This window comes from Kitasatospora sp. NPDC032150, assembly GCF_055579945.1.
Window position 1 is genome coordinate 71,015 of sequence record NZ_JBVIMH010000022.1, and the last position, 14,568, is coordinate 85,582.

Annotated in this window: 9 protein-coding genes; 2 read left to right on the forward strand and 7 right to left on the reverse strand. The window is 72.8% G+C overall.

Annotation, left to right across the window (positions count from 1 at the left end):
• Positions 1-41 precede the first annotated feature (41 nt).
• The 5 genes from ACZ5ON_RS24365 to ACZ5ON_RS24385 all read right to left on the reverse strand — a co-directional run bounded on the left by ACZ5ON_RS24365 (position 42) and on the right by ACZ5ON_RS24385 (position 7,827).
• Positions 42-2,141, reverse strand: coding sequence for an ATP-dependent DNA helicase (locus ACZ5ON_RS24365; RefSeq protein WP_465596437.1), 2,100 nt, complete (start codon positions 2,139-2,141; stop codon positions 42-44).
• 12 nt (positions 2,142-2,153) lie between these two features.
• A complete protein-coding gene (locus ACZ5ON_RS24370) occupies positions 2,154-3,866 on the reverse strand; it encodes an IucA/IucC family protein (RefSeq protein ID WP_465596563.1) in 1,713 nt (570 codons plus the stop codon).
• A gap of 181 nt (positions 3,867-4,047) precedes the next feature.
• Entirely contained in the window at positions 4,048-5,409 is a 1,362-nt protein-coding gene (locus ACZ5ON_RS24375) for a lysine N(6)-hydroxylase/L-ornithine N(5)-oxygenase family protein (RefSeq protein ID WP_465596440.1), read from the reverse strand.
• A 16-nt stretch (positions 5,410-5,425) separates the two neighbouring features.
• A complete protein-coding gene (locus ACZ5ON_RS24380) occupies positions 5,426-5,944 on the reverse strand; it encodes a GNAT family N-acetyltransferase (RefSeq protein WP_465596443.1) in 519 nt (172 codons plus the stop codon).
• A gap of 53 nt (positions 5,945-5,997) precedes the next feature.
• Positions 5,998-7,827, reverse strand: a complete 1,830-nt coding sequence (locus ACZ5ON_RS24385; protein WP_465596446.1) for an IucA/IucC family protein — start codon at positions 7,825-7,827, stop codon at positions 5,998-6,000.
• A 301-nt stretch (positions 7,828-8,128) separates the two neighbouring features.
• Here ACZ5ON_RS24385 and ACZ5ON_RS24390 point away from each other — a divergent pair, with 301 nt between their 5' ends.
• Positions 8,129-9,277, forward strand: a complete 1,149-nt coding sequence (locus tag ACZ5ON_RS24390) for a trypsin-like serine peptidase (RefSeq protein ID WP_465596449.1) — start codon at positions 8,129-8,131, stop codon at positions 9,275-9,277.
• Between the two features lie 52 nt (positions 9,278-9,329).
• Positions 9,330-10,493, forward strand: a complete 1,164-nt coding sequence (locus tag ACZ5ON_RS24395) for a trypsin-like serine peptidase (RefSeq protein ID WP_465596452.1) — start codon at positions 9,330-9,332, stop codon at positions 10,491-10,493.
• Between the two features lie 70 nt (positions 10,494-10,563).
• Here ACZ5ON_RS24395 and hflX read toward each other — a convergent pair whose 3' ends face one another.
• Both hflX and ACZ5ON_RS24405 read right to left on the reverse strand, forming a co-directional pair.
• A complete protein-coding gene (hflX, locus tag ACZ5ON_RS24400) occupies positions 10,564-12,069 on the reverse strand; it encodes a GTPase HflX (protein ID WP_465596455.1) in 1,506 nt (501 codons plus the stop codon).
• Between the two features lie 237 nt (positions 12,070-12,306).
• A complete protein-coding gene (locus ACZ5ON_RS24405) occupies positions 12,307-14,565 on the reverse strand; it encodes a RelA/SpoT family protein (protein WP_465596458.1) in 2,259 nt (752 codons plus the stop codon).
• Positions 14,566-14,568 lie beyond the last annotated feature (3 nt).

Sequence of the window (14,568 nt, forward strand, 5' to 3'; positions counted from 1 at the left end):
TCCCCGCCCCTGCTTGAAACGTGCCGTCGCCAGAACAGGTCCTAGGCGCCGCGCTTGGCGACCGGACGGATCGGCGGCGCCGAGGCGTCGATGGCGGCCAGGGAGCGGCGGACCTGGTTGCGGTCCGTGGTGTACCAGAAGTCCGGCATCGAGGATCGGAAGAAGCCGCCGTAGCGGGCCGTGGCCAGCCGTGAGTCGAGCACCGCGACCACACCCCGGTCGTCGGCCGCCCGGACCAGCCGACCGGCGCCCTGTGCCATCAGCAGCGCGGCATGCGTGGCCGCCACCGCCATGAAGCCGTTGCCGCCGGCCTGCTCGACCGCCTTCTGACGGGCGCTCATCAGCGGGTCGTCCGGGCGTGGGAACGGAATGCGGTCCATCACCACCAGCTGGCAGGCGGAGCCCGGTACGTCGACGCCCTGCCAGAGCGAGAGCGTGCCGAACAGGCAGGTCTCCGGGTCGGACGCGAACTCCCGGATCAGCTCGCCCAGGGTGTCCTCGCCCTGCAGCAGGATCCGGTTGTCGAGCCGGCCACGCAGCGCCTCGGCGGCCGCCTGCGCGGCCCGCATCGAGGAGAACAGGCCGAGCGTCCGGCCGCCGGCCGCACCGATCAGCTCGGCCAGCTCGTCGAGCATCTCCGGCCGGTCCGGTTCCCGTCCGGGCTGCGGCAGGTGCTTGGCGACGTACAGGATGCCCTGCTTGCGGTACGAGAACGGCGAGCCGACGTCGATGCCGCGCCAGTACGGCGGGGCGTCCTCACCGAGCTCCGGCTCGGGCTCGTCCACGCCGCGGGCGTCCGGCAGCCGACCCTCCGCCGGCAGGCCGACGGAGGCGGCGACGCCGTTGAAGTCGCCGCCCAGCTTGAGGGTGGCGGAGGTCAGCACGACCGAGCGCTCCTTGTAGAGGTTCTCCCGCAGCAGGCCGGAGACACTCAGCGGGGCCACCCGCAGCGAGGCGGGCCCGAGGCCGTAGCGGTCGCTGCGCTCGATCCAGACCACGTCGAACGAGGACCCCTCGAGCAGCCGTTCGGTCGTCTCGTGCAGCGTCTCGGCCGAGGCCATCGCCTGCTTGCGGACCGCGTCCTCGTCGGTGAGCCCCTTGTCCCTGGTCTCGCCGAGCGAGGTGATGATCTGGCGGCAGGCGTCCCGGATCCCCGCGACCGCGTAGACCAGGTACTCGGGCAGCTCCTCGACCCGGCCGGCCTGCGCGGTCTCCATCAGGCCGTGGTAGTTCTCGGCGGCGGCCTGGAGCTGGTCCACCGCCTTCTCGTTGGCCAGCTTGGCGGCCCGTTTGACCGCCCGGTTGACCGCGCCGACCGTCAGCTCGGCGGTGGCCGCGCCGGTCACCCGGTTCACCAGCTCGTGCGCCTCGTCCACGATCAGCATGGCGTGTTCGGGCAGCACCGGCGCGCCCTCGATCGCGTCGATCGCCAGCATCGCGTGGTTGGTGACCACGACGTCGGCCAGCTTGGCCCGCTCGCGCGCCTTCTCCGCGAAGCACTCCTGCCCGTAGGCGCACTTGGTCGCGCCCAGGCACTCCTTGGAGGTGACCGAGAGCTGGGCCCAGGCCTTGTCCGAGACACCGGGCGAGAGGTCGTCGCGGTCCCCCGTCTCGGTCTCCTCGGCCCACTCGCGCAGCCGCAGCACGTCCTGGCCGAGCTTGCCGGTGGGGCCGCCGAGGGCCTCCACCGGGTCGAACAGGCCCTCACCCTCGTCGCTCGGGGTGCCCTCGTTGGCCCGGTGCAGGCAGAGGTAGTTGGAGCGGCCCTTGAGCATCGCGAACAGCGGCCGGCGGCGCAGCACCGGGTGCAGCGCCTCCACCGTCCGGGGCAAGTCACGCTCCACCAGCTGGCGTTGCAGCGCCAGGGTGGCGGTGGCGACCACCACCCGGTCGCCGTGGGCGAGGGCGGGCACCAGATAGGCGAGGGACTTACCGGTGCCGGTGCCGGCCTGGACGAGCAGGTGCTCGGCGTGCTCGACGGCGTCGGCGACGGCCTCGGCCATCTGGACCTGGCCGGGGCGCTCGACACCGCCGACGGCGGTGACGGCGGCGTGCAGCAGCTGCGGGACGAGCGCGCGGGAGACGGGCTCCGGGGCCTCGGATGCGCCGGGCAGGGGCTGGGGTGCGGAGTCGTTGGTCATGGCACTCCAACCCTACGGCGCGGGAGTGACAGTCCGGTCTCGCTGGCAGGCGGGAGCGCTCGGGCCGCCGGGGTTCAGGGCGTTGTCGACCTGGCCGTACACGGCGGCGTGCGGGCGCTGGGGGCGGTCCCGGTAACCGTCCAGCAGCAGACGGTTGCGGTTGAGGCAGAGCCGGTCGATCCGCGGGGTGAAGAGGTCGAAGAGCTTGAAGCGGTCGGCCAGCTCGGGGAAGCGGCGCTGGTGGGCCAGGATCCGTTCGCTCAGCAGGGTCCAGAACTCGCCCTCGGCGACGCCCAGCTGGTGCTCGGCGATCGGGGCGAGGTAGCGGTAGACCCCGATGAACAGGCCGGAGTGCAGGAACTGGCAGAGGTACTCCGGGGGTTGGCGGAGCAGTACGGCCTCCACCTCGGCCGGGAGGTCGGCGAACTCGGGCAGGTCCTGGTCGCTGATGTTGACGTCGTCGACGAAGTCCTTGACGGCCAGGCGCGCCGGGCGGTCGCAATCGTCGAAGACCACGATGGCGTTCTCGCCGTGCGGGGAGAAGACGGTGCCGTACTGGTAGAGGAAGTGCAGCAGCGGCGGCACCATCACGGCGAACAGCCGGCGCAGCCAGTCCCGGGCGGGCAGGCCGGAGCGGGCGACCAGTTCGGCGGCCAGGGCGCGGCCGTCGGAGCCGATGGAGAGCAGCGCGGCCAGGGTGCGGGCCCGCTCGCCGGGTCGCAGCCCCGGACCCAGCGGTTCGCGCCAGATCGCACCGAGCAGTTCCTTGTACTGGTAGGGGACTTCGGGCAGTTCGCGGTAGATCGGATGGTCCACGGTGACCGAGGCGATCTCGCCGAGCAGGATCACCCGGCACTCGTCGCGCAGGAAGGGGTCGTTGTCGCGCAGGCGGTGGATCCAGGCGGTGACCGCGGGGGCGGCGAGGCTGCGCTCGGTCGGCAGTCCGCGCCAGACCAGGGTGTTGAGGATGGAGAGGGGCAGCTTGACGGTGCAGCGCTCGGGGCGGCTGAGGTTGAAGAAGCTGCGGATGGACTGCTGGGGCAGCCGCAGGTCGCCGTCGCCGGGCAGCGGGACGATCAGTCCGGCGGCGATCTGGGGAGCGAACAGCGGAAGGATCACCTCGTCCCACTGCCAGGGGTGGACGGGCAGCAGGTGGTACTCCTCGGCCCGCTCGCCGAGCGGCGCCCGGAGCTCCGCCAGGTTGTCCAGCTCTCTGCGGTAGAGGTCGGCGGGGCCCCGGTACTGGGCGAGGCTGCGGTGGACGGCCAGCCAGGGCAGCCGCTTGGGGGTGCGCGCCTCGGGGGCCCACTCGGCGACGTCGCCGGCGGAGAGGCCGATCCGACCCTTGTTGGGAACGATCCAGGGGTGGCCGGTCTGCCGGCCCTCGAGCTCGGCGTGGCCGAGGTCGGCGAGTTCCGCGGCGGTCAGTTCGGTGGCGAGCTGGCGGGTGTCGGCGAGCAGCGTGGCGGTGAGCTCGCGCAGCAGGTGGCCGAGGGTGTCACCGGTGAGCCCGAGGGTGTGCCGGGCGTGCTGGACGAAGCGCAGCGGGTCCACACCGGCGGTGGAGGTGATCGATTCCGGGTCGACCTGCCAGCTGCCGTAGGCGCCACGCCGGGCGGTGTAGCGGTAGTCGGCGGTGGGGAGTTCCAGGCGGTAGCCGTCCGCGACCGGCGCCGGAGTGATCAGTTCCTCGTACGCGAACTCGCCGAGCATCTTGGCCAGCATCGCCCGGCAGGCCCGCTGCCAGTGCTCCTCGGTGAGCTCGGCCGGCCGGTGGAGCAAGGACCCCTCGCCCCCCGCCCTCCGGGCCTCGGGGGTCCCCCCGGCCGGAGGCTGGGGGACGGGTCCGTCCGACCGGAGGCCGGGGGACGGGTGTTCCCGGCCGATGTCCGGCGAGGAGGGTCGGTCAGCGGGTTGGTGTTGCGGCACGGTTCCGCTCCTGGGGTCGGGGAAGGACGGTGGTGGCGGTGGGCGGCGCGAAGCTGGTCCAGGCGGCGCGCTCTGGCAGCTGGTGCACCGTCTTGCCGGCCACGGCGTTGAGGATGACGGCGGCGCGGTGCGCACCGAGGCCGAGGTCGGGGGTGCCGACGCCGTGGGTGTGGAGCTCGGCGTTCTGGACGTAGAGGCCGCCGCTCAGCCGGGGGCTGGTGGCGATCCGGTGGTCGAGGTCGACCCGGTACCGGCCCTGCTCGTCCCAGTCGATCAGTTCGGCGATCGGGTCGAGGGCGGCGGGGCGTTCGGCGCGGTAGCCGGTGGCGAGCACCACGGCGTCGGTGCGGACGGTGTGCTCGGTGCCGGAGTCCAGGTGGCGGCAGAGCAGCTCGAAGCCGCCGCACGGGCCGGCCAGGGTCTCGGTGACGGCGGTGCCGGGGACGATCTCGACCGGGTCGGCGTCGATCGGGCGGCCGATGGTGCGCTCGTAGAGGCGGTCGTGGATCTCGGCCAGGGTCTCGGCGCTGGCGGCCTTGTGCAGCTGCCACTGGGACTGGACCAGGCGGTCGCGGACGGCGGGCGCGAGGGTGTGGAAGTAGCGGGTGTAGTCGGGGGTGAAGTGCTCCAGGCCCAGCTTGGAGTACTCCATGGGGGCGAGCGCCCTGGTCCTGGTGAGCCAGCGCAGCCGGGTGCCGTCGGCTCCCCGGGTGCGCAGCAGGTCGAGGAAGACCTCGGCGCCGGACTGGCCGGAACCGACGACGGTGATGTCCCGCGCTCCGGCGAGTGAGTGGCGCTTGGCCAGGTAGTCGGCGGAGTGCCAGATCCGGGGGTTGCCGCGCAGCGGGGCGAACGGCTCGGGGTGCACGGGCCGGGTGCCGACGCCGAGGACGACGTTTCGGGCCCGGAAGGGGCCGGCCGAGGTCTCGACCCGGAACAGCTCCTCCTCGGCGGACCAGTGCAGGGCGGTGACGGCGGTGCCGAAGCGGCAGTTGAGCAGGCGTTCGGCGGCCCACCGGCAGTAGTGGTCGTACTCGCGGCGGGTCAGCTGGAAGCGTTCGGCGAAGTAGAAGGGGAAGAGCCGCTGCTGCTGGCGCAGGTAGTTGAGGAAGGACCAGGGGTTGGTGGGGTCGACCAGCGAGACCAGGTCGGCCAGGAACGGGACCTGCATCCGCGCCCCGTCCACCAGCATCCCGGGGTGCCAGCTGAACTCCGCTCTGGCCTCGCAGAACAGCGAGCTGAGGCCGCTGACCTGGTCGGCCAGCGCGGCCAGGGACAGGTTGAACGGGCCGAGGCCGACACCGAGCAGGTCGTACGGCTCGGGCTGCAGGTTGTCCATGGTGTCCAAGGGGGTGTCAGGAGCGGGCGCGGATCATCAGGGCCGCGCGTTTGGTGGGCAGGTCGAGTTCGGCGGTGAGCTCGAACCCGGCGCCGGTGAAGGCCCGGACGGACCTGGTGTTGCGGACGTCCGGTTCGGCCACGACCCGCCGGCAGGCGCGCTCGGCGTCGAGGATGCGGGCGGCGAGCGCGGCCAGCAACACGCTGCCGAGGCCGCGGCCGCGCGCGGTGCCGGCGAGCAGCAGGTGGATGCCGATGTCGTGGTGCCGGGCGGGGTAGTGCTCGGCGAGCGGGTCGAGGTCGGCGCGGTAGATCTCCCAGTAGCTCATCGGGAGGCCGTCCAGCAGGCCCAGGCAGGGGAGGCTGCGGCCGTCGCCGTCGAGCTGGGCTCGCAGGTGCCGCGCGGTGACCTCGGCCGGCCCGTCCAGTTCCCAGAAGTCGGCCACCTCCGGGTCGTTCATCCAGGCGGTCAGCTGCGGCAGGTCCTGCGGCAGCCGGACCGGGCGGAGCCGGAACTCCCCGGCACCGGTCGCCACCGGTCCACGGGAGGGGATCTCCTCAAGCCCGCCACGGGCCGCACTCAGGGGCCTCATCGGCTCGCGACCGGGTTGCGGATGCCCACGTACACGGACTGGGTGGCCACCGGGCCGACCAGTTCGTCCATGCCGTTCAGCCGGGTGAGCAGGTTGGCCTTGCACCGCAGGACGGGCTCGTCCAGCAGCAGTCGCGGCAGGCCCGAACCGGTGGCCGCGGCCCGCTCTCCGGCGAGGAAGCGGCGCAGGGCGGCCAGCAGGGCGTCCTCCTCGGCCAGGCCCTGGGAGCCCATGGCGCCGATCAGTCCCAGCACGTGGTTGATGCCGAGGTAGTAGGCGAAACGCTGGTCGACCACCCCGTCGTCGACGAAGGTGTCGCTGTGCGTGCCGATGCCGGGCAACCGGGCGGCCAGCTTCCCGGCGTGCGAGGCACGGTAGTAGTAGCCCTGGTTGTCGCGGTAGCGGCCGCCGGCCGGCCAGCCGTCCTCGTCCAGCAGGACCAGGCTGTTCTGCTGGTGTGCTTCCAGGGCGATGCCCGCTCGGCCGTCCAACCAGAGCACCGGCAGCACCACGGTGTCCAGGTAGCGCAGGAACCACTCGGCGGCCACCGCCTGCACCGGCCGCCCACTGCGGGCGGCCAGGCCGCGCAGCACGTCGCCCAGCCGGGACGGCAGCGTTCCGCCCGGGCCGAGCGGGCGCTCGGCGACCAGTCCGGCCACGCAGAGCACCCGTTCGGCGGGGCCGAAGGGCTGGCTGCGCAGCACCGTGTCCAGGCCGTTGGGATCGCCGAGCGCGGGGAGGTCGACGCCGATCCACGCGGGGTCGCGGACGATGTCGAAGCCGGGGTGCGCGGCGCGCCATTCGGCGCCGAGGCCGCTCTCCAGCAGCCGGTGCACCTCGACGCCCCGGTGCAGTTCCTTGCGCAGGTTCTCCCGGCGGGAGTTGGTGATCCGCAGGCCGAGCGAGAGCTTGAGCATCCAGGGCGAACCCGGGCGGCAGACGGTGCGGACGGAGGAGGTGGGGTGCCACGACCCGCCGTGTGCGCCGAGGTCGTGGAGCAGTCCGTCGGCCAGCAGCCCGGCCACCTCGGGGCGCAGCGCCAACTCCCTGGCCTGCCAGGGGTGCAGCGGCAGCGCGGCGGTGCCGGGCGGCAACAGGCGCTCGTCGCCGAGCAGTTCGGCGGTGAGCTCCTCGGCTGGCCGCCCGGTGGCCGAGTCCGCCGCCAGTAGTTCGCGGTCCACGGCGTACCAGTGCAGCCGGAAGGCGCCGTGCAGTTCGGGCGAGTAGGCCGCGCTCTGGGCCGGGCCCAGGCCGTCGCGGCTCTTCGGGGTCGGGTGCAGGGGGTGGCCGAGCAGCAGCGCCTGTTCGGCCTGCAGGAACGGCCAGTCGACGGCCTCGGCGACCCGGCGGCGGTGGGCGAGCACGTCGGCGGTGCGGCCCACGGAGTCGGCGACCCGGGCGGCCAGGTCGGCGATCTGTCCGGAGTCGGGGCGGGTGGCGGCGGCGCCGGCGACCAGTGCCGCGAGGGTGACCGCGTCGACGGGGGTGGCCCCGCCCTCAAGGGTGGCCGGGTCGAAGCGGTGCCAGCCGCAGGCCGACCAGTACCGTACGGGCGCGGTCAGCCTGGCCGCCCCGCCCAGCACCGGGATCCGCAGCAGCCCGTCCGCCCCGGGCGCCGCCCCGGTCTCCCGGGCCCAGCAGCGCAGCAGGCTCTCCACCGCGGCGTGCTCGGCGGCGACCGCCGGATCGGGGTGGAGCAGCGGGTCGCTGTCGGTGACCCGGTGGGGGGCGTCGGCGGGTGGGGCTCCGGTGAGGGCGGTGCTCAAGGCTGCTCCTTGGGGCGCATGGGGGCTGCGGACGCGAGCGGTCGGGGCGCGGGGAGTCATGGGGGTGCGCGGGGGTGGTGCGGCGCGCTTCCGGCAGGCGACAGGTAAGGGGTACCTATCCCTGACGGGTGATCACAAGATCCACTCACTCGTTCCGGTGAATACCACCGGAACCCTCATCCCTGGGGGTGAGCCGCCGGGCTTGACTGACCGACGGACCAGTCGGGTCACGGATCGATGACCATTCGTCAGTGCCGGAAACCAGGGGGTGGTCGCGCCCGTCATGCTCCGGGGTGGGAAAATCCACAGGGCCCGAGGCGCGTCCGGGGCCGCTGGTCCAGAAGCCACGGGGGGAATGGCTATGACATCGGTACGTCGTGCGGCCTGTGCGCTGTTCGCCGCGGCGGCCCTGTTCACGGTCGCCGGGTGCGGCGGCGACGGGTCCTCGAACGCCTCGCCCGCGCCGGGCGACACGGCGGGCGCGGGCCCCGGCGCCAGGCTGCACCTGCCGTCCGACCTGCCCTCGGGTCTGCTGGACGGGCTGCCGAAGAGCTGGGACGAGCTCAAGAAGTGGAAGTACGACGACTGGGACCGCTGGGCCTCCAAGCACGTCTTCAACAATCCGGTCATCCGGGACCTGTGGAACCCGGACCGGATGAAGAACGCCCAGCCCCAGCAGCCTGAGCCGGTCACCACCAAGCCGCCGGCCGACTCCGAGTTGACCGACCCCGAGCCGGCTCCGGTCCAGGCGGTGGCGGTGCCCCGCCCCTACACCAGGTACGCGGCCTCCGGGAAGGTCTTCTCGACCGCCCCGGGCGGGGGAACCGGGCAGTGTTCGGCCACCGTCGTCCAGGACCCGGCCCACCCGGGCAGGAGCAACCTGGTCTGGACGGCCGGGCACTGCGTCCACGAGGGCAAGGGCGGCGACTGGTTCAAGAACATCGTCTTCGTCCCGGCCTACAACAGTTCGGGGGCGGCCAGTGCCGGCCACAAGCCCGCTCCGCAGGACGTGGCGCCGCTCGGCATGTGGTGGGCGGACAACGTGATCACCTCGCCGCAGTGGACGGCCGAGGGCGGTCACGGCGGAAACGCGGCCAACCAGTACGACTTCGCGGTGCTGAAGGTGCACAACCCCGACGGCGACGGCAGGTCGCTGGAGGAGACGGTGGGCACCGCGCTGCCGGTCTGGTTCGACGCGCCGCGTGACCAACTGTCCGTCTCCGCCTGGGGCTACCCGGCCGTGAAGCCCTTCGACGGTCAGGAGCTGGACCGGTGCGACGGCGGGAAGCCGGTCCGGCTCTCCTTCGACCCGAAGCGGCCGCCGATGCTGACCATCGGCTGCACCATGACCGCCGGTGCCAGCGGCGGCGGCTGGTTCGCCACCATGCCGGACGGCCGCCAGGCCCTGGTCAGCAACACCTCGCTCGGCGCCTTTGACCACACCTCGCTCAGCGGCCCCTACCTGGAGGGCGTGGCCAGCCAGGCGCTCGACTACATCAGCAAGAAGTAACCGACGAGCGGGACTTGACCGCTCGAATCAGCATCGGCAAACGGGGAACCTCATGAACACCACCTCTACGCACAGCACAAGCCCGCGCCGCCGCGCCGGGCTGACCGCCGCCGTCGCCACCGCCCTGGTGCTGACCGCGAGCGCCTGCGGCCCGGACAAGAAGGACAGTTCCTCGCAGGCCGCCGCCTCGCCGTCGGTGACCGCGACCGCCGCCGCGAGCAAGGGCGGCATCGACCTGGCCAAGGCCCTGCAGAACCTCAAGAACTGGAGCATGGACGACTGGGCCAAGTGGGCCGAGCAGCACGGCTTCAAGCCCGAGGTGATCAAGGGCTTCTGGGACCAGGCCAAGATGCAGGCCGCCAAGGGCATGGAGAACCAGGAGGCCGGTGTCCAGTCCAGCCGGACGGCGTCCGACAACGACCCCGCGCCGACCCCGATCCAGGCCAAGCCGCAGCCGCACCCGTACTCCACCAACACCGCCGTGCTCGGCAAGATCTACATGCAGGTCGACGACCAGGAGGCCGCGGTCTGCTCCGGCACCGTGGTCAGCGACCCGGCCCACCCGGGCAAGAGCAACCTGGTCTGGACGGCGGCCCACTGCCTGCACGGCGGCAAGGGCAAGGACTGGTTCAAGAAGATCAGCTTCATGCCGTCCTTCAACCGCAGCGGCGCCGCCAGCAACGGCAAGACCGGCTCCCAGCAGCAGGTCGTCCCGTACGGCGTGTGGGACGCCGACTACGCCGTCGTCTCGCCGCAGTGGACCGAGGAGGGCGGCGAGCACGGCGGTCCGGTCAGCCAGTACGACTTCGGGGTCATCCGGGTGCACGACGAGGAGGGCGGCGGCAAGTCGCTGGAGGAGACCGTGGGCGGCTCGATACCGGTCTGGTTCAACGCCCCGCGCAACCAGATCAGCGCCGTCTCCTCGTACGGCTACCCGCAGGCCGCGCCGTTCGACGGCCGCGAGCTGGAGCACTGCGACTCCAGCGTCCCGCCGGCCCGGCTCTCCTTCGACGCCAGCCGCCCGACCATGTACAACATCGGCTGCACCATGACCGGCGGTGCCAGCGGTGGCGGCTGGTTCGTCGTGAAGGACGGCAAGCCCGCGCTGATCAGCAACAACTCGATCGGCCCGCGCCCGGCGGCCTGGATGGCCGGTCCCTCGCTGGGTGACGAGGCGAAGTCGGTGTTCGACTTCATCAGCAAGCGGCAGGGCTGACAGACACCGAGGGCCCGGGCCCGTCCAAGTGCGGACGGGCCTGGGCCCTCGTCGTCTCTGCCCGCCGGTGTCAGCCCTGGGCGACGACCGCGAAGCGCTCCAGCTCGGCCGCCAGCTCGGCGGAGACCTTGGCGCGCAGCAGCGTCCCGTCACCCGTGTGCTCGGTGTCGAGCAGCTCGCCCTCGGCGTGCACCCGGGAGACCAGGTCGCCCCTGGTGTACGGCACCAGGGCCTGGACCTCGATCGCGGGGCGCGGCAGCTCGTCGTCGATCAGCTGCAGCAGCTCCGCCATCCCCTGCCCGGTACGGGCCGAGACCACGATGGCGTGCGGCTCGCGGCGCAGCAGCCGCTGCAGCACGAGCGGATCGGCGGCGTCGGCCTTGTTGATCACCACGATCTCCGGCACGTTCTGTGCCTCGACCGAGACGATCACCTCGCGGACGGCGGCCAGCTGGGTCTCCGGCTCGGGGTGCGAGCCGTCCACCACGTGCAGGATGAGGTCCGCGTCGGCGACCTCCTCCATGGTCGAGCGGAAGGCCTCGACCAGGTGGTGCGGCAGGTGCCGGACGAAGCCGACGGTGTCGGCCAGGGTGTAGATCCGGCCGCTCGGGGTCTGCGCCCGGCGCACGGTCGGGTCCAGGGTGGCGAACAGCGCGTTCTCCACCAGTACGCCCGCGCCGGTGAGCCGGTTGAGCAGCGAGGACTTGCCCGCGTTGGTGTAGCCCGCGATGGCCACCGAGGGGACCTGGTGACGCTTGCGCTCCTGACGCTTGGTGTCCCGGCCCTTCTTCATCTCGGCGATCTCCCTGCGGAGCTTCGCCATCTTCTCGCGGATCCGGCGGCGGTCCGTCTCGATCTTGGTCTCACCGGGACCACGGGTGGCCATACCACCGCCGGCGGAGCCTGAGCCACCACCACCCATCTGCCGGGAGAGCGACTGACCCCAGCCGCGCAGTCGCGGCAGCATGTACTGCATCTGCGCGAGCGAGACCTGCGCCTTGCCCTCCCGGGACTTGGCGTGCTGGGCGAAGATGTCCAGGATCAGGGCCGTCCGGTCGACGACCTTGACCTTGACGACGTCCTCTAGGTGGATCAGCTGGCCCGGGGTGAGCTCACCGTCGCAGACGACGGTGTCGGCGCCGGAGGCGGCGACGATGTCGCGCAGCTCCTGCGCCTTGCCGGAGCCGATGTAGGTCGCGGCGTCCGGCTTGTCACGGCGCTGGATCACGCCGTCCAGAACCACGGAACCGGCCGTCTCGGCCAGCGCCGCGAGCTCGGCCAGGGAGTTCTCGGCCTCCTCCGCCGTGCCGTCCGTCCAGACGCCGACGAGGACGACCCGCTCCAGGCGGAGCTGCCGGTACTCGACCTCGGTGACGTCCTGGAGCTCGGTGGAGAGACCGGCGACACGGCGGAGTGCGGCACGCTCGCTGCGGTCGTACTGCTCGCCGTCGAAGTGCTGGTCGAGGTCCTCGTCGATCGCCGCGAGGTCCTCGTCCATGAGGGCTCCGGCCCGCAGGCCGTACAGACGGCTCGCGGACTTGTCGGAATGGCTGCGGCTGTCGAACGTGGAGGTCATCTCATCCTTTGCGTGTCGGGAGGGCCGGTGCGCAGCCCTGCGCACCCCGGAGCCTGCCCAGAAACCCGCCCCTGCTACCGGACGAAGATGATGAGCTACCCCTGCAGGCCACGGTCCGCACCGGCACTACTGCGTACTGGTGAACGCCGTGGACCGGCCGTGAATTCCCCTGAATGGTCGCACGCCCGACCTGGGTGGGTCATCCCCATTTCACCCGGCGGCGCCCGCCCCTCCGCTTCACTCCCCCCGGCCGGCCGGGCTGAGCCTCGGCAGCCCCGCCCGGTAGACGTCGTAGACCCCGGAGACCCGCAGCATCGCCCGCATCACCAGCGGCAGTGTGCCGGGGGTCGGCAGCTCGATGGTGTAGCTGTGCCGCACCCGGAGGTCCTGCGGGGGCTCCACGGCGGCCGAGACGATGCCGATGCCCTCCGCCGACATCACCGCCGTCAGGTCGGCGAGCAGCCGGGGCCGGTTCAGCGCCTGGGCCTCCAGGGTGACCCGGAAGCCGCAGGGCGGACAGACCCCCGGCACCCAGTCGGGCACGACCGGGCTGCGGCCGGCCTCCCGCAACCGCTCCCCCGCCGGGCAGCCGACCCGGTGCACCGCGAAGGCGCCGCCCCTGATCTCGTACCCGACCACGGCGTCCGGCGGCACCGGCGTGCAGCACCGGGCGAGCCGCACCGGTGCGCCCGGACGGCCGGGCACCGCCACCGGGGACCGCTCGCCGCGGGCGGTGACCGGGGCGGGCGGGAACCCCGGCGGGCGCCCCGGGGGCGGACCGACCGCCGGGGCGGGCTCCGGGGTGGGCTCGCGGGCGCCGGCCGGATGCTCCGCCAGCCAGCGCTCGATGGCGAGCCGGGCGGCAGGCGTTCTGGTGCACTCCAGCCACCCGGGAGCCGGCCCCGAAGGCTCGGCGCCGGGGCCGGGACCGGCCTGCTCGGTGAGGACCGCGACCACGTCGCCGTCCCCCAGCACCGTGGAGAGGGCGACCAGCCGCCCGTTCACCCGGGCACCGAGACAGCGGTGGCCGGTCTCCTCACCGAGCAGGTACGCGGCGTCCACGCAGCTGGCCCCGGCGGGCAGCTGGAGGGTCAGGCCGTCCTCGGTGACGGCGGTGATCTCGCGGTCGTCGGAGAGGTCGGCGGTGAGGGCTGACCAGAAGGTGTCCGGGTCCGGGGTCTCCTGCTGCCACTCGAGCAGTCTGCTCAGCCAGCCCGGGCGGGCCGGATCCGCCCCCTCCGCCCGCTCGGGCTCGCCGGGCTGGCCGCCGGGGACCGGCGGGTCCCCCAGCGCGACCACGCCGAACTCGGCCACCCGGTGCATCTGCCGCGTCCGCACCAGCACCTCCGCCACCTCGCCGCCGGCCAGCGTCACGGCGGTGTGCAGGGACTGGTAGAGGTTGAACTTCGGCGCCGCGACGAAGTCCTTGAACTCGCCCGGCAGCGGCGTCCAGCAGGTGTGCAGCTCACCGAGGACGGCGTAGCAGTCGGCGTTCTCCTCGACCGTCACCAGCAGCCGCCCGAAGTCGGCGGGCCGCAAGCCCTGCGGCCCGCCGCCCGGCCCCGCGGCGGCGGCGCGCTTGAGCAGGAGCCGGTGCACCGAGACGCAGTGCCTGGCCCGGACGGTGACGCTCGCCGCCACCCCCGACTCGGCCAGCTGCCGGGTGAGCGCCTGGGCGAAGGGCTGGAGCACGGTGTCCGGCTCCGCTTCGTGCACCGCCACCAGGGCACGGGTGCGGGCGTGCTCCTCCGGGTGCAGGGTGGCGAAGACGATGTCCTCCAACTCGGCCTTCAGCACCTGGATCCCGAGCCGCTCGGCCAGCGGGATCAACACGTCCCTGGTGACCTTGGCGATCCTGATCCGGCTGGCGGGCTTCATGTGGCGGATCGTCCGCATGTTGTGCAGCCGGTCGGCCAGCTTGATCACCATGACCCGGACGTCGTCCCCGGTGGCCACCAGCATCTTGCGGAAGGTCTCGGCCTCGGCCGCGGCACCGAAGTCCACCTTCTCCAACTTGGTGACGCCGTCGACCAGATACGCCACCTCAGGGCCGAACCCGGCACTGACCTGGGCGAGTGTCATCTCGGTGTCCTCCACGGTGTCGTGGAGCAGCGAGGCCACCAAGGTGGTGGTGCCGGCGCCGAGTTGGGCGAGGATCATCGTCACCGCGAGCGGATGCGTGATGAACGGCTCACCGCTCTTGCGGAGTTGGCCCCGATGGCTGGCCTCGGCCGTGCGGTAGGCGCGGCTGAGCAGGGTCAGGTCGGCGTGCGGGTGGTGACGGCGGTGCGCCTCCACGATCGGCTCGATCGCGTCGGGGACCGGCGTACGGCCGGTGGCCAGCAGGGCGGCCCGGCCGGCCCGGCCGAGCGCGGCACGGCCGAACGAGGCCCGGCCAACCCGGGCGGGCGGCCCCGCGGGCGCGCCGTGGCTGTCGATGACGGGCCGGCCGAGCGGGGATGGGCCGATCAGGGGTCGGCCTGCGTCGATGGTCATCTG